The following is a 19,991-nucleotide window of genomic DNA, read 5'->3' as shown; positions in this document are numbered from 1 at the left end:
GGCGGAGCGACGGTCACGGTCTCGCCGGCGTCCGAACACCGCGAACCTCCTTCTTACGGCTGTCTGACGTCCGGCGGGGCTGGGCCTGCTGTCTCGCCCGTCGTTGTTGTTTCTTGCTCAACTTGGGACGAGGCCGCTGCGGGTTGACCCGGATCCGGGCGGCACTGGCCGCTCCGCCGGTGCTAGCCGTGCGCTCTCGAGGTGCCGTCAGCTCGCGGACCCACATCGACATGACGGCCGTGAGGGGCCGTTCATGGCTGATCCGCTGGGTGATGAAACGAGTGAGGATGATCGTCGCGACCAGGGCCCACGCGGTCGAGAAGAACCCGAACCCGACGCCCATCTGCCGCTCGATCGTGAGTACGACGAGGAAAACGACGATCCCGACACCCCACGCGACGTATCGCGCGCGCCAGGGAAACGTCGCTTTGGGCGGGCCGAGCCAGACGGCGTCGACCCGGTAGACCTCGTCGTCAGTGCGGACCCGCACGGATCAGCCTCCGACGAACAAGCCGGCGAGCCACTTGCCGATGTTCGCGCCGGCGTCTGTGGTGACGGCGAGGCCGATGATGGCCAGCGCGACGATCACACCGCCCAGGCGGCGCATGACACCCGCGTTGTCGCCCTTGCCGCCTCCCAGCCAGAGCAGGAGCAGCGCGACCGTCAGCAGCAGCAGGGGGACGATGTTGTTCAGGATCCAGTCACGGACATTGCTTGTGCCCGGCACCGTCGGCTGCTGCTGAGCGAGTGTCACCAGGTCCATGGCGGTCATTCGGTACTCCAGAGTGCGCGGGGGCTTGCGCTACGAGTAGAACACGAGTTCGTCACGACGTGTGGGGCTGTTGCTGCGGGGTGTAGATCATCTGGCCGTTCCCCCTGGGAGGAATTACGTCTAATCTGGCCGACACATCATCACTGAGGAGACGTCAGTGGGGAACACCCGGATCGAGATTCTCTCCGTCGCTGGCAAGGTTCACCCGACTGCGAACGCCCTGGTCACCCACAGTGCGTGCGTCTCAAACACGGGCACGTGTACACCCATGTGAACGCCCTGATCGGCCGGTTCGCGACCTCGCCGCGGGCGCGCGCCGGAGCGACGACTCCGAGGAGATTCGCCCATGCTCGAACCTGACCTCGTGCCGGATGGAAGTGTGGACGGAATCACAGCCTCCCCTAATGCTCCAGGCGTGGACGAGCCTACCGGGCAGAGCGTGCAATCCCGGCGCCGGGTCCAAAGGACCATCAACTTCGACAGGTCGGTGCTGGAACGTGCGCGTGCGGCGGCCACCTACCTCGCGTCGTACGAGCCGCAGGCAGGGGTCCGGTCGCTGGCCGACATCGTGAACCCGGCGGTGCTGGCCTACGTGACCGAACTGGAGGAGCTCTACAACGCCGGGGAGCCGTTCCGGCCGGTGCTGAGGATGCCCTCGGGACGGCCCGCGAACCGGTGAAGCCCGGCGACCGCGAGGTCACCGGGCTTCTTCGAGGGTTCGGCGGCTCCTAGGAGGCGCCGGAGATCCGCCAGAACAGGCCGGTCGAGGCGTAGTCGGGGCCGACGCCCGTGCCCTTGCCCCAGAAGTAGTCGTTGAAGTTGCCCAGGCCACCCGACGAGGTGACGGGACCCATGGTCGCCCAGCGGACGGACGCGGGCTGGGTGTCGATGCTGGCCTGCGCCCACGCGTCGCGGACCTTCATCGGGTTGTTCCACCACAGGAACGGCGAGCGCCACATGTAGTGACCGAACTTGCCGCCGTGGTTGGCGGAGTTGTAGCTGACGGTCGTGAAGCTGTTGATCTGGTGCAGGCCGCGGAACGCCTGGCCCCAGCGCTGCGCCCAGGTCTGGCCGCCGGTGCTGTTCTCGAGGATCAGGCAGGTGAAGAGGCTCATCCACTCGACGTCGTTCTGGCCCCAGCGCGCGTCGGTGTTCGCGAGCTTGTCGTCGGTGTGGTTGGAGCAACCGGTGAAGTAGAAGCCGGTGCCGGAGCCGTGGCCCTGCCAGTAGGTGAGGTCGACGTCGTCGGCCCAGTTGGTGTCGTCACCGCCGGCGAACATCGGGTCCTTGAAGTCGCTCTCCCACGCGTTGCCGTTGAGCCAGCTGAAGTCGCTGGTGATGCCGTGGTTGCCGGCCTCGGTGGTGAAGGTGCCGATGTTGGCGACGGTGTTGGGCAGGCCGGAGCAGTTGCCGGTGCCCTCGCTGCCGACCTGCGTGCCGACGCCCTGGGACTTGAACTGCTGCCCTTCCGGCCTCGGCTCCTGGCCGGGTCCCGGCTGCGGCAGCTCGGCGCCGACCGCGGCGGGCAGGGTGATGGCCTGGGGTGCGCCACCGTCGTCGTTGCGGCCGGAGCAGCGGAAGGAAGGCTCGATCTTGTCGACCTCGTCCTCCAGCGGCGGGGCCACGTAGACGTAGCTCACGTCGGGCTTCACCGAGGCGCCCAGGTACTTCTGGCACAGCTTGGCGCCGTAGGCGAGGTCGTTCACCTTGACGGAGCCGGCCTTGTCGTAGGTGCGGGCGGCGTGGCTGACCGCGGTCACGCCCTGCGCGTCGAACGAGACGCGGATGTTCGCGCCCTCGCCCTCCAGCGGAAGACCGTCGAGCTGGAACGTGTAGGAGACGCTCGTGTCGAGGTTCGCCGTGAGTGCGTTGCGCCCGTTGACGTCCGAGAGCTCGAACGTGGTGTGCTGCGCGCTCGGCGTCGCGTTGTCCGGCAGCACACCCGCCGCCCTCAGGCCTTCCTGCGCGCGCTTGGTGGCCTCCTCGGCCGGAACGGTCTTGATGCGCTTGATCGCCTCGGTGTCGAGCGCGGTCTGCGTGGTGGCGTTGCCGTCCTCGTCGGGCTTGCCCTGTCCTTTGTCGACGGTCGGCAGGTACTGGTAGCGCTGCTCGTCCGCGAAGGACACCGCGCCGGACTCGGCTCTCTGGACGTCTTTGAGGCCGAACGCCCGTTGCAGCTTCTGCGCCTGTTCCTGGTCGAGACCGGAGCTCTTCACCCCGTAGACGGGCAGTTCCGTGGCGTCCGCAGTCGCGACGCCGACGACTCCAGCGGTGACGAGGCTGGACAGGGCCAGCACGACCGTCAGCTTGCGTTGCATGTCTGTTCCCTCCCTTGGGGACGGCCGGCTGCAGGGGCCGACCGTCTGACAGGAGGATCTGCGGTTATTCGCCGTGATACCGAGAGTGGGCAGTTACGGCGGCCGCACCACTCGAACGGCCGAAATTCTGTAACACCCTTGGGGCAGCGAAGGACCTAGAGGCGGACACCTGGGTATTTGATGCCCGCACCGGTGTTCAGCACGACCACTTCGTCGTCGGCCTTGATCCAGTCGTTCGCCCGCAGCACCCGGACCGCGCTGATCGTCGCGGCGCCCTCCGGGCACAGGAACACGCCTTCCCGCCGGGCGGTCTCGGCGCGGTCGGCCGCGATCTGCTCGTCGGTCACCGCCACCGCCGTGCCGTTGGTCTCCCTGATGGCCCGCAGGATGATGAAGTCCCCCAACGGTTTCGGCACGTTGATGCCGAACGCGTCGGTGTAGGCGGCGTCCCAGAAGGCCGACTCGGCCTCGCCCTCGTCGAACGCCTTCACGATCGGCGCGCACCCGGTGGACTGCACGGCGACGAGTCGCGGCAGCCTTCCCTCGATCCAGCCGAGCTCCCGCATCTCGTGCAGCGCCTTGTGAATCCCGATCAGGCCGACCCCGCCACCGGTCGGGTAGACGATCACGTCGGGCACGCGCCAGCCGAGCTGCTCGACGATCTCGTAGCCCATCGTCTTCTTGCCCTCGATGCGGTACGGCTCGCGCAGGGTCGATGCGTCGAACAGGTCGACGTCCGCGATCGCCTTGCCCGCGTCGGCGATGGTGCCCGGCACGATCCGCAGTTCGGCGCCGCTCGCCTCGACCTCCTCGCGGGTGATCAGCGGAGCGTCCTCCGGCATCGCGATGACGCTGCGCAGGTCGGCGCGCGCCGCGTACAGGGCCCAGGCGGCGCCCGCGTTGCCGTTGGTCGGCATCTTGATTCCCTCGATGCCCAGTTCCCTGGCCCTCGCCACGCCGACGGCCGCGCCACGGGCCTTGAACGAGCCGGTCGGGATGAGCGACTCGTCCTTCATGAGGATCTTCGCGTCCAACGCCCGGCTCAGCACGGGCAACGGCACGAGCGGCGTCATGCCCTCGCCGAGGCTGAACGCCGGGTCGGGGTCGCGGACCGGCAGCACGTCGCGGTAGCGCCACAGCGAGTTCTCGGCGGTCGGGCGGGCCACCCGCGTGAGGTCGTAGCGCGCCAGCAACGGCGACGCGCACTCGTGGCAGAGGTTCTGGACCACGTCGGCGTCGTGCCGGAGGCCGCAACGGGCGCATTCCAGATGCGAGAGCATGACTTCATGCATACAGGCGGATGAGCCGGCATGTAAGCCGGATCCTGTTCGTGGGACCGAGGTCCCAGTCGGCGGCCATCCATCTGGGCCTGCCGTTGCCGACAGGCTCTAGCGGCCTACCCGCGAGCATCGGGCGGGCAGCCCTCGAACGCTCGCGCAGCACCATCACTCGCGATCCGGTGCCCTCTTGGCCTTGCTCCGGGTGGGGTTTACCTAGCCGCCCCAGTCACCTGGGGCGCTGGTGGTCTCTTACACCACCGTTTCACCCTTACCGCGGCTTGCGCCGTGGCGGTCTGTTCTCTGTGGCACTGTCCCGAGGGTCGCCCCTGGTTGCCGTTAACAACCACCCTGCCCTGTGGAGTCCGGACTTTCCTCGACGCTCGCGCGCCGCGGCCGCCCTGCCGACTCATCCGCTTCCCGAGGATATCCCAGCGACTGGAACCGGTTGTCCACCGGTGCGGACGTTGGTTGACTTCAGCCATGACACGACGTCGCCACGTCGACTACGGCCGCGTGGCAGCAAGCCTGTGTTGCCTTCTCTGAGTGCGTCCTTCGTCGCCACGACCTCAGGGAGTGCCTTGTCATGTCCGATCTGCTGATCATCTCCGGCGCGCCGTCCCACTCCGCGCCGACCGGTGTCGTCGTGTCGTTCGTGGAGGAACACCTGCGGGCCGCCGGGCACCGCGTGTCGTTGCTCGACGTGCGCGCGCTGCCGACGTTGTCGCTGCTCACCGAGGACCTGCGCGACCCGGAGATCTCCGGCGCCGTGAGCAGCGTGCTGGCCGCGGACGGCCTGGTGGTCGCCTCGCCCGTGTACCGCGCGGCGTACAGCGGCCTGGTGAAGGCGTTGCTCGACCTGCTGCCGAAGAAGGCGTTGCGCGGCCGCGCCGTGCTACCGCTGGCGACGGGCGGCAGCCAGGGCTTCCTCGTAGCGATGGACTACGCGCTGCACCCGTTGCTCGCGGCCAAGGGCGCGGACCAGGTGGTGCGCGGCGAGTTCGTGCTGGACCAGAACGTGGGAACGCCCGGCGCGGCCGCCGCGCTGGAGGCGGCGGCCGACCGGTTCGCCGCGGCGCTGAGGCCACGGCTGCGCAAGGTCAGCTAGAGCTCGCGCACGAAGTAGGGCCGCGTTTCCATCCATCCCCGGCCGGAAGCACCGTTGACCACGCCGGCGCCCTGTTCGGACAGCGTGTACCAGGACTCCACGTAGTCGGGATCGTCGGTGTACCAGCTGTCCGGGATGGCGTCGAGGACCGCGCTCACCAGCGGGATGTACGCGCCACCGTCGACGATGGTCAGCAGCGCCGCCACCAGAGCCTGGGCGAGCGCCTTGTAGTTCGTGTCGCCGTCGTCCTCCATCATCACGACGTCGGCGAGGTCGTACTTGTAGTTGTTCCAGTGCACGAGGAGCTGGTTCGGCGCGTACGTCGTGTTCTCTTCGTCGAGGTACGGCATGGTGACCGGGTCGACGCGGACCTTGCCGTCGAGCCCGAAGCCGGACACCAGCGCGAAGATCTCCGCGTCCCCCTTGAACCAGGGTTCCTGCACGTCGCTGACCCGGACCCGGGTGACCTGCGTGGCCCAGTAGCCGGCCAGCTGTCCCGTCTGCGGCGTGGGCATGGCCTGACGGATCACGTCCATGCCGCGCTTCGCGGCCTTCTCGACGTCGATGTCGATGAGCACGAGCGGCTGGTCCGGCTCGTGCGCCGTCGTCAGCTCGTGCGTGTTGCCCTTGCGGTCGTAGGCCTTGAGCTTCGTGGCGTTGTCGTCGTCGGGTGCGGCCGCGACGAGCAGTTCACCTTTGAGTCCGCCGACACGACGTGTCGTGACGAGCCCCTGACCGTCCGGCAGGCCTTTGGCCTCGGCGATCTTCCGTTCGGCGGCGGCGATGGTGCCGGTGCCCGACGTGGCGACGTCGTGGGCGAGCCGGTCGAGGATCTTCTGGACGGTGGGCGCCGCCGCGGCCGTACCGGTGGGCACGGCGGCGGCGACCAGCAGGGCGACGAGAGTGGCGCGCAGGGTGTTGGCTCTCATGTCTCCGGATCGTGGAGACCCGTCGTGTGGTGCGGCAAGCCCCCGAACGACTACTTCATCCCAGGTCAACCCAGGTGCGAGGTGTCGTTCACCAGCTTCACCGACGCATGCCCGTCGGGGTAGAACTCGGCGATCGAGACGCCGGTGAGGTCGAGGTGCATCCGGAACAGGAACTGCGGCCCGACGTCCAACGCTTGCCGGAGCATCGTCTTGATCGGCGTGACATGGCTGACCAGCACCAACGTCTTACCGCCGTACCGCGCGATGATGTCCGTCCGCGCCTTGCGCACCCGCGCGTGCACCTCGTCAAAGCTCTCCCCGTTCGGCGGCTTCACGCTCGTGTCGCCCAGCCACCGCCGATGCACCTCGGGGTCCTGCTTGCTCGCCTCGGCGAACGTCAGCCCTTCCCACGTGCCGAAGTCGGTCTCGATGAGCCCCTGATGGGTGACGACCTCGAGCCCGATCTTGTCCGCGAGCTTCTGCGCCGTCTGCTGCGCCCGTTGCAGCGGCGACGAGATGACCGCGGCGATGCCCTCTACTTTGGACAGTCGCGCTGCCGCCTTCTCCGCCTGCTCCAGCCCGAGCTCCGTCAGCGGGTGATCACCGCGCCCCGAGTACCGCCGGTCGACCGAGAGCTTCGTCTGCCCGTGCCGCAACAGGATCACCCGCGTGGGCTCCCCCATCGCACCACTCCAGTGCGGCTGCTTGGTCCCCTCGGCCTCTTCGGCGGCTTTCGGCGCGTTCTCGCCGTCCATGGCCTCGTTGGCGAGCCGGTCGGCCTGCTTGTTGCGCTCGCGCGGGATCCACTCGTACGCGACCTTCCGGAAGAAGCCCGCGACCTCCTGCGCCTCCCGTGCGAGCGGCTGCATCGAGGGGTGCTTGATCTTCCAGCGCCCGGACATCTGCTCGACCACGAGCTTGGAGTCCATCCGCACGTCGACGGTCTCGGCGTTGAGCTCCCTGGCCGCCCGCAGCCCCGCGATCAGCCCCTGGTACTCGGCCACGTTGTTGGTGGCCACACCGATGAAACCCTTGCGTTCGGCCAGCGTCTCGCCGCTGAGCTTGTCGCGCACGACCGCGCCGTACCCGGCCGGGCCGGGGTTGCCCCGCGAGCCGCCGTCAGCCTCGACGATCACCTTCACGGGCCGATCGTAACCCCGCGTTCAGGGGCCTCCGGACGCCCTGTATTCTGTTCACATCAGTCTGGGTGGCGGAATGGCAGACGCGCTAGCTTGAGGTGCTAGTGCCCGTAAGGGCGTGGGGGTTCAAGTCCCCCCTCGGACACCAGCTTTATCCACACGCAAAAGAGGTCGTCGCACAGACGGCCTCTTTTGCGTTGTCGGGGCACTGGCCGCGACCACTGCCCCGAACTGCCCAGCGTGCGATGTCCGAGGGTCCTGGCCGCTCCCCGCACGGTCCGTCCACCAGTTCCCGGGAACTGGTGGACGGACCGTGTGGCGGGGTGGTCAGCGGGTGATCGCGAAGATCGCGGAGCCCGTCGTGCCGAACGTCTTGATCGGCGGGAGGTTGGGGATCAGCTTCGGCTCGGTGACGTCGGAGGCGTCCCGGTACCCCAACTGGCACGAGGTGTTGCCTCCCCAACCCCACAGGCTGCCGTCGGTCCGCAGCGCGTACGTGCCGATGATCTTCGCGACGTCGGCCGCCCTGCCGTCGGACAGCTTCCCGATCCGCGTCGGCACGGTAACCAACCGGTTGGCGAAGCCGATGCCGGCCGCACCGTGGTAGTGCGAACCCCAGGCGACGACGGTCTTGTCGGCCCGGACGGCGATCCCGGTCGCGTAGGCCGCCGCCACCGACACGACACCGGTCAGGTCCCGCACCGGAGCCGCGGTGCCCGACTCGCCGGTGCCGGTGCCGTTGCCGAGCTGCCCTTCCGAGTTGCTGCCCCAGGACCACACGGTGCCGTCCGAGCGCAGCGCGTACCGGGCGTTGCCGTTCGCGACGATCGTCGTGACGTCCGTCAGGCCGGTCACCTGGACCGGGATGTACGAGGAGCCGCCCTTCGTGCCGTTGCCGAGCTCACCGGCGAAGTTGTTCCCCCAGGACCACACCGTGCCGTCCGAGCGCAACGCGTAGCCGGTGCCCGTGGTGGCGGCGATGGCGACCACGTCGTCGAGGCTGCCGATGCGGACGGGCAGGTCGATGATGCCGTCCGGGGTCGTCGACCGGGGGCCGAGCTGGTCGCTGTAGTTGTAGCCCCAGCCCCACACGGTGCCGTCGGAGCGCAGCGCGTAGCCGTTCCACTGCGAAGCCGCGAGCGCCGTGACGCCGGTCAGCCCCCTGACCTGGACCGGGACCGACGCGAACCCGTTGTACGTGTGCCATCCTGCGCCGAGCTCGCCCCAGCTGTTCGAGCCCCACGCCCGCACCGTGCCGTCCGCCAGCAGGGCGTAGCTCCCGGCGAGGGCCGTCACGCCGCTCAGGCCGGACACCGGCCGCGCCGTCGGCTCGCCGAAGTACGCGTTCTCGCCCAGGCCACCGCCCGAGCCCAGCGATCCGTTGTTGCTCTGGCCCCACGCCAGCACGCACCCGGTCGTGCAGGTGGACGGCGCGGGGGCGAAGTACCCGGCCAGGTCGACGATCATGTGCATGGCGCCTGCGTTGGGCTTGATGTTGAGCGTGCCGTACATCCCGAGCACCACCACCGCCAGGTTCGGCACCGTGCCGCCCTGGGCGACGTTGAGCGTCGACGACCTGAAGTCCCAGGTGGGCGACACGCTGACGTGGGTGTTCGCCGTTGACTCGGTCGCCGTCACGTTCATCACGACCGCGGACGCGTTGGCCGGGACGGAGTCGTCCGCGTCGAGCCACAGGTTCAGCGGGTTGTCCGGCCGGATCGTGGCAGACGAGCGCGTGTCCGTGACCCGCCTGGGGTCCAGCGGGTAGTAGGCGAGTCCCTCGCCCGGCACGTAGAAGCCGGCGAGGTCGGCGATCAGGTCGATGCCGCCCAGGTTGTTGTACAGGTCGACGGTGCGGCCGGTGCCCAGCGCGACGGTCACCAGGTTGGCGCGGGTCTCCCCCGGCGCCATGTTCAGGTTCGACGTGTCCGGCCGGGTCTTGCCGTGCGGCCACGCGATGACGTGCGTGTTGGCGGTGACGTTGGTGGCGGTCAGGTTGAACGTCACGGCGGTCGCGTCGGCGGGGACGAGACCGGACAGGTCGAACGGCAGCGAGCCGTCCGGGTTCCGCGGTTTCACACCGGTCCCGTCGCGGGTGTCCAGGGCCCGCGTGGGCGGCAGCGGCTGGTACAGCGCGCCGGCACCGGACGTGTAGTGGCCGGCCAGGTCCGCCAGCAGGTGCACCGAACCCGCCGCGTTGAACAGGCTCACCTTCCGGCTCTGGTCCAGTCGCACGGTGACCAGGTTCGGCCGGCTCTCCCCGGCGACGACGTTGACGTTGGACGTGGTCGGGCGCGGGCTGCCCGAGGGCCACACGATCACGTGCGTGACCGACGTCGGCTGGGTCGCGGTGACGTTGAGCACGACGGCCGTGGTGCCGACCGGCGTACGGGCGGACAGGTCCAGCACGACGCTCTGCCCGGCTCCCACCGGCCCTGCCGCACCGAGCCCCGAGCGCGTGTCCAGCAGCCGCACCGGCGTCACCGGGGTGTAGGCGGACGCGACCGGCTCGACCGCGGCGGTGGCCGGCAAGGGCACGGCCAGCGCGGTGAGAAGGAGTGCTGTCACAGGCAGCACGAGACGTCTCTTCATTCCGGTCATTCCGGTCCCCCAGGGTCACGCCGATTCTGGCGCGGAGCGTACCTCCGATCGTGCGGATCAGGGCCGGTTCGAGCACCTCTCCACCGCGGGAGCTTCCGCCCTCGTCGTTGTAGGTTCCGGACATGATCAAGGCTGCTCCGGACCTGATGGAGATCGCGTCCGCCCTGCTGCCCGGCACACGTCTGGACGACGCCTTCGTCGCGCCCGACGGCAACGTCCACCGGGTGTTGCTGATCCCGGGCGTCGCCGCGGTCCGGGTCAGCACGAGGCCGCTGGCCGCCGCGTCGATGCCCCGCCGTGTGGAGGTGCTGCGGCGACTGGCTGCCGCAGGCCTGCCTTTCCAGGTGCCGGAACCGCTCACCCCCGTGACCGCGTTCGGCGACCAGTCAGCGGTTGCCGTGTCGTGGGTCGACGGCGCCGCACTGCCAGAAGGCGCCGGCGATCCCGCGCAGATCGCCGAGGTGCTGGAGGCCGTGCGCTCCGTACCGCTCACCGGCTCGCTGCTGGAGGTCCTGGACGACCGGGCGCAGGGGCCGTCGTGGTCGCAGATCATCGCCGAGGAGATCGTTCCCCGCCTGCCCGTTCGCTGGCAGGCGGAAGGACGGCGGCGCCTGGACGCCGCCCTGGATCTGGAGCCCGTGCCCGACGCGCTGGTGCACGGCGATCTCAGCGGGTCGAACGTGCACTGGTCGGCGGACGGGAAGCTGCTCGGCGTCCTCGACTGGGACATGGCCATGCCCGCCGACCCCGCCATCGACGCGGCTCAGATGGCCTGGCACGGCTGGGACAACGTCCGTCGCGCCGTGTCCGCCGACGTCTACCGCCGTGCCCGCACGTGGGACGCCCTGTTCGGTGTCGGGCACCTGGTCGCCACCATGAACGGCCGGCCCATGACCAGCCCGGACGGCTTCGTGTCCGCGATCGTGCCCTGGCTCGAGGATCAGTCGCGGCGGCGGTAGGGGTGGTAGCCGGAAGCGCTGTGCAGGTAGGGATAGCTGACGATGCGGTGGACCGTGCCGTGGCCGCTGCACTGCTCGTAGGCCCAGTAGTGCGAGTGCGCGACGTCGGCCCAGCGGCAGAAGACGGTCACGTGCCGCGTGGTGCGGTCACCGGTCAAGGTGATCAGCAGGTCGCCGGGACGGAGGTCGTCCTTGGTGATCAGGGCGCTGATGCCTGCCAGATCGACGGTGTTGAGGCCGCCGCGGGGGTCGAGCGGCCTGCCGGGCAGGCCCCACGCCATCGAGGCGAAGCCGGAGCAGTCGGTGCGGTAGGTCCCGTACTCGTTGGTGTGGAAGTCGTTCTGCGAGTACGGGACGCCGGTCCAGCTGGCAGCGCGCCGGAGGATGTCGTTCATGGTTCTCACCTGGAAATGGCTGAAGGGCCACGACCCCCAGGCGTGGCCCTTCAGCGGTGCGGATGGATCAGTAGTTCGTCAGCGAGAAGTCGCTCACACCGTTGGTCTGCTCGACCCAGCTGCTGTACGGGCCACCGTCCTTGACGGTCAGCGAGCCGTCGGTGCGCAGGACGCCCACGCGGGCGGTCTTGGCGTCGACCTCGATGCCGGAGGCGTTGGCGAGCTGGTCGATCCAGCCCGAGTAGAGGTTGCCGACCTTGACGGTGGCCAGACCGTTGTCCAGCACCACGCCCAGGTAGTCACCGGACAGGTCGACGTCCTTGACACCGCTGGTCTGCTCGACCCAGCTCGCGTACAGGCCGCCTTCCTTGACGGTCAGGGTGCCGTCGGTGCGGACCACGGCGATGCGGCCGTTGCTCGCGTTCAGCTCCAGGTTCGCGGCGTTGCTCAGCTGCTCGGTCCAGCTCGCCCAGAGGTTGTCCTCCTTGACGAACACCTTGCCGTCGGTGGTGACGACGCCGACGTAGGTACCGGAGAGCTCGATCTCCTTGACGTTGTTGGCCTGTTCGACCCACGTGCCCTGCAGGCCGCCCTCCTTGACGGCGGCGGTGCCGTCGGTGCGCAGGATGGCGACGCGGCCCTTCTCCGACTCCAGTGCGAAGTCCTTGACGTTGCCCGCCATGTGCAGCCAGCCCTGCCAGAGGTTGCCCTGCTTGACGTACAGGTCACCGCCGGTGGTCAGCACAGCCACCATGTCGCCGTGCGTCTCGGACTTGGCGATGCCGCCGCCGTGCACCTCGACCCACGGCGCGTAGAGGTTGCCTTCCTTCACCTGCACCGAGCTGTTGTTGAACTGGACACCCAGGCGGGCGGTGGTCGGCTTCACGTCGCTGACGCCTGCCGGGCTGACGAACGCGGAGATCGTCTGGCCGGCGATGACCTGGCCGACGCGGCCGCCGCCGGTGGCGTACTGGACCGACGAGGTCATCGGGCCGCTGCCACCGAAGTTGCCGTTGATCGTGCGGATCGTGCCGTTGGCGTACACAGCGTCGACGAGCGACACGTGGTCGGCCCAGGCGTTGCCCTGGTAGTTGAGCACCACCGCGTCACCGACCTGTGGGACGTAGCCCGAGTCCTTGTGCAACGTGCCGTGGCGCTCGCCGTAGGTGTAGAACGTGCCGGCGGACGGGGTGAGGCGGTCGACGTTCAGGTTGCGGTTGCCCCAGACCCATCTCGCGAAGTCCGAGCACCAGGCGTGCCGTGCGGCGCAGCTGCCCATGAAGCCCTGGCCGCCGAGACTGTTGGTGCTGCAGGTGTTCTTGGCGTGGTTCGCGGCGGCGAGGTCACGGATGTCGGTGCGGGTGTCGGCGCTGGCGGGGATCATGCCGAGAGCCATGAACGTGGCGGCGAGGACGGTGGCGGCGGTGCGCTTGGCGATGGTCTTGGTGGACATTGTCCTGCTCCTTGGGTTCGAGAAGTGGCGGGAGGGCGGGAGGGTCAGCGGCGCAGGCACTTGATCGAGCTCTCGGCGACGGGGAGCGAGCCACCGTTGAAGTAGGCGAGCGCCTTCTTGTAGGAGGTGCAACGGTTCTGCGACTCGGTCGGGTCGAGGTCGTAGGAGTACCCGATCGCACGGCCGACGCCGCCCATGTCGTACGCGTCCGCGGAGGCGTTGATGTTGCGCGCGACCGTCCAGTACCAGCGCGCGATCTTCGCGCTCCACTCGACCTTCGCCGCGTCCTCGGGGTGGTTCATGAAGTCGTGGCCGAAGTAGTTCGTGATGGCCTGGTAGTTGAAGTCGTTGGTGATCTGGATGAAGCCGCGTCCCTTGTAGACGGCGCCGTTGCCGGCTTCTCCCGCGTTGTAACGGAATCCGCTCTCGTGCTTCAGCGTGGCGAGGAGCGCCGCCTTGCGCGTCGGCGAGGTGATGCCGGCCGCTTCCATCTGCTCGTTGAGACCGGGCAGTCCGGTCGCGACGGTGTCGGTGGCATAGGCGGAGCCGTAGATGTTCACGATGTCCTGCTGCGACACGTGCTTTCCGCCCTGGCTGCTGGTCGCCGCCGCCAGCCGGAAGCTCTGCGCGCCGCCGTACTGGTTGACCCAGGAGCCGTACAGGCCGCCTTCCTTGACGGTCACGAGTCCGCCGGTGGTCAGCACACCGATGCGGTCACCGGCGATCTGCAGGTCGGCCACGCCCGAGGTCTGGTTCACCCACGGCGCGTAGAGGTTGCCCTCCTTGACCGTGGCGAGACCGTCGTTCGTGACGACACCGATCATCGAGCCGGACAGTTCGACCCTGGCCACGTTGCCGATCTGCTCGACCCAGTTCGACCAGAGGTTGGACTCCTTCACCGCGACGGTGCCGTCGGTGCGCAGCACGCCGACGCGGTCCGCGGACAGTTCGATGTCCGCCACCCCGCCCAGCTGGTCGACCCACTGCGAGTACAGGGTGCCTTCCTTGACGGTGGCGAGACCGTTCTCCAGGACCACGCCGACGCGGTTGCCGGACAGTTCGAGGTCCTTCACACCGCTGGTCTGCTCGACCCACCCGGCGTTGAGGTCGCCCTCCTTGACCGCGAGTGTCGTGTCCTGGCGGATCACCCCGATCCGGTTCCCGGTCAGCCGGAAGTCCTTCACGTTCGCGGCCTGCTCGGTCCAGCCGCTCCAGAGGTTGCCCTCCTTGACGAACAGCTTGTTGTCGTTGGTCAGCACGCCGATCCGGTCACCGGCCACGTCGAACTTCTGGACGCCGCCGCCCATCTGCTCGACCCAGCCCGCGTAGAGGGTGCCTTCCTTGACCTGGAGCTTGCCGTCGGCGAGCACGCCGAGCCGGTGGCTGCCGGCGGGCAGCTCCCCCGCCGAGGCGGTCGTGTGCATCGTGGTGAGGGCGATTCCGGTGACAAGAGTGGCCGCGGTGAAGCGACCGAGCGCGTTCTTGAACGAGCGCATCGTTGGCTCCTGAATGATTTCTGCGAAGACTGGAAGAAAGGGCGGGAACTCACGCGGACGGCGCGGCGAGACCGATCTGCTGCACGCCGGCAGCCTGCTCGACGAGTGAGCCCTGCACGCCGGTCCTGACCGCGGCGGTGCCGTCGGCACGGAGCAGACCGATGCGGTCACCTGCGAGGTCGAGGGCGGAGATACCGGCGCCCTGCTCGGTCCACGACCCGAACACGCCGTTCTTCACGACGGCCGAACCGTCGGTGCGCACGACGCCGATGCGGTCACCGGCCAGCGAGAGCTGCCGGGCATCGGACAGCTGCTCGACGAACGAGCCGGTGAGGCCGTCCCTGACGGCGACGGAGCCGTCGGTGCGCACCAGGCCGACGCGGGTGGCGGTCAGCTCGACGTCCTTGACGCCGGAGGCCTGCTCGGTCCAGGCCGAGAACAGATCACCCTGCTTGACCAGGGCCGTTCCGGTCGTGGTGACGACGCCGACGCGGTTGTTCGTCAGCTCGAAGTCGGTGACCCCGGAGATCTGCTCGACGAACGAGCCGGAGAGGCCTTCCTTCACCGCGAGCGAGCCGTCGGTGCGCAGGACGCCGATCCGGTTGCCGGAGAGGCGGAAGTCCTTGAGGCCGGAGGCCTGGGCGACCCAGGAGGCGTCGAGCGCGCCTTCCTTCACGTGGAGTGTGCCGTCCGTGGTCAGCGCGCCCACCCGGTCGCCGGCGATCTCGAACCTCGCCACGTCTCCGCGTTGACTCGACCAACCGGCGAACACGCTGCCCTGCTTGACCGACAGGTCACCGTTCTGGAGCACGCCGATCCGGTCGGCACCGGCGGGCAGCTCACCCGCGGAGGCGGCGAACTGGTTTCCCGTGAGCGCGATTCCGGCGATCAGCGAAGCAGCGGCGATTCGACCCAGTGCGTTCTTCATGACCCTCACCCTTGACCCCTCGTCATTTCCCGTCTTTCGGGATGAGAGAAGCTTCGCGGCGGGGTCTCAAAGAAACCTGAAGCGGAATCTGAAACCGGCCTGCCGATCTCAAACTCGATCTAAAAGACCTCTAAAACTCGAGGTCCTGGCGCCGGAACGCGCCTGGGCTCCTGTGCTTCGCGGCAGCCGTGCAACTGGAAGACGCCCAGTGCCTCCGCCCACGCCCTGTCCGCCGCGACGGTCTCGCCGAGACCGTCCAGTGCCGCCGCCAGGTCACGCAGGGTGCGGGCCCGCCACACCGGCAGTCCGAGCGCGTCCCACCACTGCAACGCGCGGTCGAGATGCCGCCGCGCGTCCGCGAACCGCCCCGCTGCCAGGTCGAGCTCGCCGATCGTGCGCAGCATCAGCGCCTGGCCGAACCCGTCCTGCATCTCGTTGCAGGTGTTCAGGCACGCCAGCAGGTCGTCGCGCAGGTCGTCGCCCCTGCCCTGCCGAACGCGGACCTTCGCCAGCGCCTGCACCGCGTACGCCGACGCCAGGCGGTTGCCGAGTCCGGACAGCACCTCGACCGCCCGCGCGGACCAGTGCGAGGCCTGCTCCAGGCGTCCCGCGGCCCGGTGCACGATGCCGACCGACCTCAGTGCGATGGCCCAGCCGCGCTGGTCGCCGATCTCCTCGTACTCCGCGCAGGCCTGCTCGCACGCGGCCAGCCCGGCGTCGAGCTCGCCCTGTTCGGTCAGCACGCGGCCGAGTCCGTGCCGCGCCTGGGCGATCACGAGCCTGTCCTCCGGCAGCTGGAGCTCGGACAGGACCTGCTCCAGCGACGAACGTGCGGCGGTGAGCTGGCCGTGCTCGCGCTGGACGGTGCTGAGCGCGAGCCTCGTGGTGGCCAGGCCGCGCCGGTCGCCACTCTGCTCGTAGGCGGTCAGCGCCTGCTCGTAGTAGGTGGCGGACTCGTCGAACCGGTCCTGCTCGTACCGCAGCCAGCCCAGTCCCACCAGCAACCGTGCTTCGCCGAGGCGGTCACCCGCGCGGCGGGCTGCCTCCAGCGCGGCGGTGTGCGTCCGGTACCACTGGCCGAAGAGGTTGCGCACGGAGAAGCGAGACGAGCACAGCGTGGCCGCGAGCCGCGTCGCCACGTCGGTCAGGTCGAGCTCGCTGACCCGTTCGACGACGCCGACCAGCCCACCCTGCTCGGCGTCGAACCACGACTCGGGATCGGCGACGATCTCGTCGACCTGGGCCTCGTCGAGGTAGCGGTCGAGCAGGCCGGACCGCTCGGAGTCGAAGGTGGCGTGGGGCATCCGGCTGCCGGCGACCTCGACCAGTCCGAGCCAGCACTCCGCCGCGCGGGACACCGCGGTGCGAATCGTCTCGGCGGTCTCCTCGGCTTCGCCGCGTTCCCGCGCGAAGGCACGGGTGAGGTCGTGGATCTGATAGCGCAACGCGGCGCTGTCGTCCGTTGTGGACACATCGAGCAACTGGGCGTCGACGAGCCGCTCCACGACGTCCTCCGCGTCCGTCGCGGAACAGCCGAGCAGCGGTGCGACGACCCAGCCGCCGAACGACGACAGGTCGAGCAGACCCAGGCGCCGCAACGCCATCCGCTCGCGTTCGGACAGTCCGTCGTAGCTCAGCGCGAGGCTGCCGCGCACTTCGAGGTCTCCGATGGAGAGCTCCTGCAGCACGCGCTGCTGAACACGCAGCCGGTCGGCCAGGCGGCCGAGCTGCCAGCGCTGCCGTGCCGCGAGCCGTGCTCCCGCGATGCGCACGGCCAGCGGCAGCCTGCCGCACAGCCGCACGATCTCCTGTGCCGCCAGTGGTTCCGCCGCGACCCGATCGCCGCCCACCACCCGGTCGAGCAGCTGCACGGCCTCCTCGTCGGCGAGCACGTGCAGGTCGAGGTGCGTCGCGCCGTCGAGCGCGCTGAGCCGTTCACGGCTCGTCACGAGCACGGCCGCGGTGTGCCCGCCCGGCAGCAGCGGCCTGATCTGCTTCTCGTCGGCCACGTCGTCGAGCACGACGAGGATTCGCCGGTCGGCGAGCATCGTGCGGTACAGACGCGCCCGCTCGTCCGCCTCGTCCGGGATCGCCGAGTCCGCGACGCCGAGCGCGCGCAGGAACCCGGCCAGCACCTCGACCGGTTCCGGGCGAACGGCACGAGTACCGCGCAACGACACGTACAGCTGGCCGTCGGGGAACTGCTCGCGCACGCGGTGGGCGACGTGCATCGCGAGCGTGCTCTTGCCCGCGCCGGGCTTGCCGAAGATCGTGCACAGCCGCGAGCCGGTCCCCTCCTCCGCCAGGCGCCGGCCCAGCGTCGCGACCTCGACGGTGCGGCCGGTGAAGTCGGCGATGTCGAACGGCAGCTGGCTCGGCGTGCGGACGAGCCGCGAGGGCTCGCCGCTTTCCTGTTCCTCCGCCGGCGCTTCGTCCTGCACCACCGGCACGGGTTCCTCGTTGTCCCGCAGGACGTGCTCGTGCGCGCCGCGCAGCATCGGGCCGGGCTCGACGCCCAGCTCGTCGAGCAGCGCCCGTCTGCCCTCCTGGTAGCACTCCAGCGCGTCCGCCCGCCGTCCCGCCTGGTGCAGCGCCAGCATCAGCTGGGCGCGCAGGCGTTCCCGCAGCGGCTCCTCGGCGACCGCGATGGTGAGCTCGGCCACCAGCGCCTCGTTCTTTCCCAGCGCGAGGTCCGCGTCGACGCGGTCCTCCAGCGCCGCCAGCCGCAGTTCTTCCACGCGCGCACGTTCGTTGTCCGCCCAGGTGCCCTGCGCGCCACCGAGTGCGGTGCCCCGCCACAGCCCGAGCGCGTTCTCGAAGTGGGTGACCGCCTGGACGAGCTTGTCCTCGGCTCGCGCCCGCCTGGCCGCCGCGATCTCGCGGAGGAAGACGTGCAGGTCGATCTGGTCGAACGAGGCTTCGAGCCGGTATCCCCCACCGGTGCGCACGATGACGTCGGCGCCGTCGGCCGCGGCGAGCTTGCGGCGCAACGTCGAGATGTAGGTGTAGATCGCGGCCTTCGCCTGCTCCGGCGGATCCTCACCCCAGACCGCGTCGACCAGTCGCTCCAGCGGCACGACCCGGCTGGTCTGCGCGGCGAGCAGTGCGAGCAGCGTTCGCGGTTTCGGCCCGCCGAGAGGGACGGGTTCCCCCGCCACGAGAGCTTCGACCGGACCAAGCACGCGGAACTCCATGTACCCCCCAAGACGCAGGAGGCATCGTCGGCGGCCACGAACGCGGCCTTCCGACGTCCCCCCAGGATCCGTCCGACCAGGCGAGGTCACACGTTCGCGTGACATTCGTCTGGTGCCAATCGACAGTATGAGCTGGTCGCAGCACTGTCAAGCGAGGTCAGCGGGGGTATGACAGCGATCTCAGGCCAGGCGGCGCGCCCGGAGAATGCCCTCGACCGCGTCGAGGAGCGTGTCGCCGATCGGACCGGGATCGGAGAGGCAGCCGGCCGCCATCGCACCGTCGCGCAGCATCACGAAATGCCTGCCATCGCGCTCCGCGGGAGCGTCTCCCACACGGGCGAGCAGTGCCGTGACGACGTCGAGGAACCACTGACGGTGCGCCAGAACCGCCTTGTGCACGGGATGCGCGGGATCGGCGTACTCCGCCACGGCGTTGAGGAAAGCGCAGCCGCGGAACGCCTCGCTCCGGATGTGCCCGGCGATCCCCTTCGCGACGGCGCGCACGGCGTCCGCGTCGTTCGACGCCGCGGCCACGCCCGCCTCGACGTTCTGGCGGGTCGCCTGGTCCGCCTGCGCCAGGTACTCGAGGACCAGGTCCTCCTTGCCGGCGAAGTGGCGGTACATCGTCGCGCGCGTCACCTTCGCCTCGGCGAGGATGCGGTCGACTCCGACGGAGTGCAGTCCCTCGGAGTAGAACAGCCGGCTGGCTGTGCCGAGCAGGCGGTTCCGGGCGTCGGACACGGTGCGGGTCACGCCTTCGACGCTAGCAGAGAGAACGTTCGGTCTTGACAGGTGCGATCGCTTGCTGCCAGTCTTGGCCAGGTAGAAAGAACGTTCTCCCCACTTGAAGGATCTGAGCCGTGAGCACCCGTACCGAATCACCGGCGAGCCTCGCCCCCGCCCTCCGCACGCTCTACCTCGTCCGCTTCGGGTTCGCTGTGGTGTGGGCGGTGTTGCTGTTCGTCACCGGGAGTGAGATCGGGCTGGTCAGCGGGGCTTTGCTGGTGCTGTACCCGTTGTTCGACGTGGCGGCGATCGTGGTCGACAGCCGGACCTCGCGTGGTGGGGCTTCTCCCGCGCTCTACGCCAACATCGCGGTCAGCACGCTCGCGGCGGCTGGGCTGGCGTTCGCTGTCACGTCCGGGATTCCGGCGGTTTTGACGGTGTGGGGTGTCTGGGCCGTGGTGTCCGGGGTGGCTCAGCTGGCCGTTGGGCTGGTGCGGCGGAGCCTTGGTGGGCAGTGGCCGATGATTCTCAGCGGTGGGATCTCCACTCTCGCCGGTACTTCGTTCGTTCTGCAGGCTGGGGCTGACGGGGCGACTTTGAGCAACCTTGCCGGGTACGCGGCGATCGGCGGCGTGTTCTTCCTCGTCTCGGCGCTGCGCCTGCGCCGCAGCAAGTGACGAGAAAGGGACCGCCCCA

General features: G+C 69.3%; 17 protein-coding genes, 1 tRNA gene and 1 other RNA gene. 5 read left to right on the top strand and 14 right to left on the bottom strand.

Annotated elements, in window-relative coordinates:
- Positions 1–13: 13 nt before the first annotated feature.
- Positions 14–490 (bottom strand): hypothetical protein, encoded by a 477-nt coding sequence (locus tag ACSHWB_RS19690; RefSeq protein ID WP_439663461.1) that lies wholly within the window; start codon positions 488–490, stop codon positions 14–16.
- Between the two features lie 3 nt (positions 491–493).
- Positions 494–772, bottom strand: a complete 279-nt coding sequence (locus ACSHWB_RS19685; RefSeq protein WP_170176263.1) for a hypothetical protein — start codon at positions 770–772, stop codon at positions 494–496.
- Between the two features lie 415 nt (positions 773–1,187).
- On the opposite strand from ACSHWB_RS19685, the gene ACSHWB_RS19680 reads away from it, so the two are divergent.
- Positions 1,188–1,451 carry a hypothetical protein gene (locus ACSHWB_RS19680; RefSeq protein WP_439663460.1) on the top strand — a complete coding sequence of 88 codons (264 nt, stop codon included), beginning with the start codon at positions 1,188–1,190 and terminating at the stop codon, positions 1,449–1,451.
- Positions 1,452–1,500: 49 nt separating this feature from the next.
- Here ACSHWB_RS19680 and ACSHWB_RS19675 read toward each other — a convergent pair whose 3' ends face one another.
- The 3 genes from ACSHWB_RS19675 to rnpB form a co-directional block, all read right to left on the bottom strand.
- Positions 1,501–3,090, bottom strand: coding sequence for a DUF6345 domain-containing protein (locus tag ACSHWB_RS19675; RefSeq protein ID WP_439663459.1), 1,590 nt, complete (start codon positions 3,088–3,090; stop codon positions 1,501–1,503).
- 155 nt (positions 3,091–3,245) lie between these two features.
- Positions 3,246–4,370, bottom strand: a complete 1,125-nt coding sequence (locus tag ACSHWB_RS19670; protein ID WP_439663458.1) for a threonine synthase — start codon at positions 4,368–4,370, stop codon at positions 3,246–3,248.
- A gap of 17 nt (positions 4,371–4,387) precedes the next feature.
- An RNA gene (rnpB, locus tag ACSHWB_RS19665) (RNase P RNA component class A) lies at positions 4,388–4,779 on the bottom strand.
- A gap of 174 nt (positions 4,780–4,953) precedes the next feature.
- Between rnpB and ACSHWB_RS19660 the strand changes: the two genes are divergently transcribed.
- The gene (locus ACSHWB_RS19660; protein WP_439663457.1) at positions 4,954–5,475 is read left to right on the top strand and encodes an NAD(P)H-dependent oxidoreductase; all 522 of its coding nucleotides are present in this window, start codon (positions 4,954–4,956) and stop codon (positions 5,473–5,475) included.
- On the opposite strand, the gene ACSHWB_RS19655 is transcribed toward ACSHWB_RS19660, so the two are convergent.
- Positions 5,472–6,404 carry a DUF3103 family protein gene (locus tag ACSHWB_RS19655; RefSeq protein WP_439663456.1) on the bottom strand — a complete coding sequence of 311 codons (933 nt, stop codon included), beginning with the start codon at positions 6,402–6,404 and terminating at the stop codon, positions 5,472–5,474. The two genes, ACSHWB_RS19660 and ACSHWB_RS19655, sit on opposite strands and share 4 nt — an antisense overlap.
- A 65-nt stretch (positions 6,405–6,469) precedes the next feature.
- Positions 6,470–7,540, bottom strand: a complete 1,071-nt coding sequence (locus ACSHWB_RS19650) for a bifunctional RNase H/acid phosphatase (protein ID WP_439664633.1) — start codon at positions 7,538–7,540, stop codon at positions 6,470–6,472.
- A 65-nt stretch (positions 7,541–7,605) separates the two neighbouring features.
- Here ACSHWB_RS19650 and ACSHWB_RS19645 point away from each other — a divergent pair.
- A tRNA-Leu gene (locus ACSHWB_RS19645) sits at positions 7,606–7,691 on the top strand.
- A 179-nt stretch (positions 7,692–7,870) separates the two neighbouring features.
- On the opposite strand, the gene ACSHWB_RS19640 is transcribed toward ACSHWB_RS19645, so the two are convergent.
- On the bottom strand, positions 7,871–10,111 hold the full coding sequence (locus ACSHWB_RS19640) for an RCC1 domain-containing protein (protein ID WP_439663455.1): 2,241 nt from the start codon (positions 10,109–10,111) through the stop codon (positions 7,871–7,873).
- A 155-nt stretch (positions 10,112–10,266) separates the two neighbouring features.
- On the opposite strand from ACSHWB_RS19640, the gene ACSHWB_RS19635 reads away from it, so the two are divergent.
- Positions 10,267–11,103, top strand: coding sequence for an aminoglycoside phosphotransferase family protein (locus tag ACSHWB_RS19635; RefSeq protein WP_439663454.1), 837 nt, complete (start codon positions 10,267–10,269; stop codon positions 11,101–11,103).
- Here ACSHWB_RS19635 and ACSHWB_RS19630 read toward each other — a convergent pair.
- The 6 genes from ACSHWB_RS19630 to ACSHWB_RS19605 form a co-directional block, all read right to left on the bottom strand.
- Positions 11,085–11,498 carry a hypothetical protein gene (locus tag ACSHWB_RS19630; protein ID WP_439663453.1) on the bottom strand — a complete coding sequence of 138 codons (414 nt, stop codon included), beginning with the start codon at positions 11,496–11,498 and terminating at the stop codon, positions 11,085–11,087. The two genes, ACSHWB_RS19635 and ACSHWB_RS19630, sit on opposite strands and share 19 nt — an antisense overlap.
- Before the next feature lie 67 nt (positions 11,499–11,565).
- Positions 11,566–12,951 carry a CHAP domain-containing protein gene (locus ACSHWB_RS19625; protein ID WP_439663452.1) on the bottom strand — a complete coding sequence of 462 codons (1,386 nt, stop codon included), beginning with the start codon at positions 12,949–12,951 and terminating at the stop codon, positions 11,566–11,568.
- A gap of 44 nt (positions 12,952–12,995) precedes the next feature.
- Positions 12,996–14,447: a glycoside hydrolase family 19 protein gene (locus tag ACSHWB_RS19620; protein ID WP_439663451.1), complete on the bottom strand. Its 1,452-nt coding sequence runs from the start codon at positions 14,445–14,447 to the stop codon at positions 12,996–12,998.
- A gap of 49 nt (positions 14,448–14,496) precedes the next feature.
- Positions 14,497–15,375, bottom strand: a complete 879-nt coding sequence (locus ACSHWB_RS19615; protein WP_439663450.1) for a hypothetical protein — start codon at positions 15,373–15,375, stop codon at positions 14,497–14,499.
- Positions 15,376–15,494: 119 nt separating this feature from the next.
- Positions 15,495–18,557 carry an AfsR/SARP family transcriptional regulator gene (locus ACSHWB_RS19610; protein ID WP_439663449.1) on the bottom strand — a complete coding sequence of 1,021 codons (3,063 nt, stop codon included), beginning with the start codon at positions 18,555–18,557 and terminating at the stop codon, positions 15,495–15,497.
- A gap of 192 nt (positions 18,558–18,749) precedes the next feature.
- Positions 18,750–19,310 carry a TetR/AcrR family transcriptional regulator gene (locus tag ACSHWB_RS19605; protein ID WP_439664632.1) on the bottom strand — a complete coding sequence of 187 codons (561 nt, stop codon included), beginning with the start codon at positions 19,308–19,310 and terminating at the stop codon, positions 18,750–18,752.
- A 119-nt stretch (positions 19,311–19,429) separates the two neighbouring features.
- Here ACSHWB_RS19605 and ACSHWB_RS19600 point away from each other — a divergent pair, with 119 nt between their 5' ends.
- Complete coding sequence (locus tag ACSHWB_RS19600; protein WP_439663448.1) at positions 19,430–19,972, top strand: hypothetical protein; 543 nt, start codon at positions 19,430–19,432, stop codon at positions 19,970–19,972.
- Positions 19,973–19,991: the final 19 nt, after the last annotated feature.

It is taken from the genome of Lentzea sp. HUAS TT2 (genome assembly GCF_051853195.1).
Taxonomy (GTDB): domain Bacteria; phylum Actinomycetota; class Actinomycetes; order Mycobacteriales; family Pseudonocardiaceae; genus Lentzea.
The sequence above is the reverse complement of the archived record's forward strand: the minus strand, read 5'-3'. Positions and strand labels throughout refer to the sequence as shown.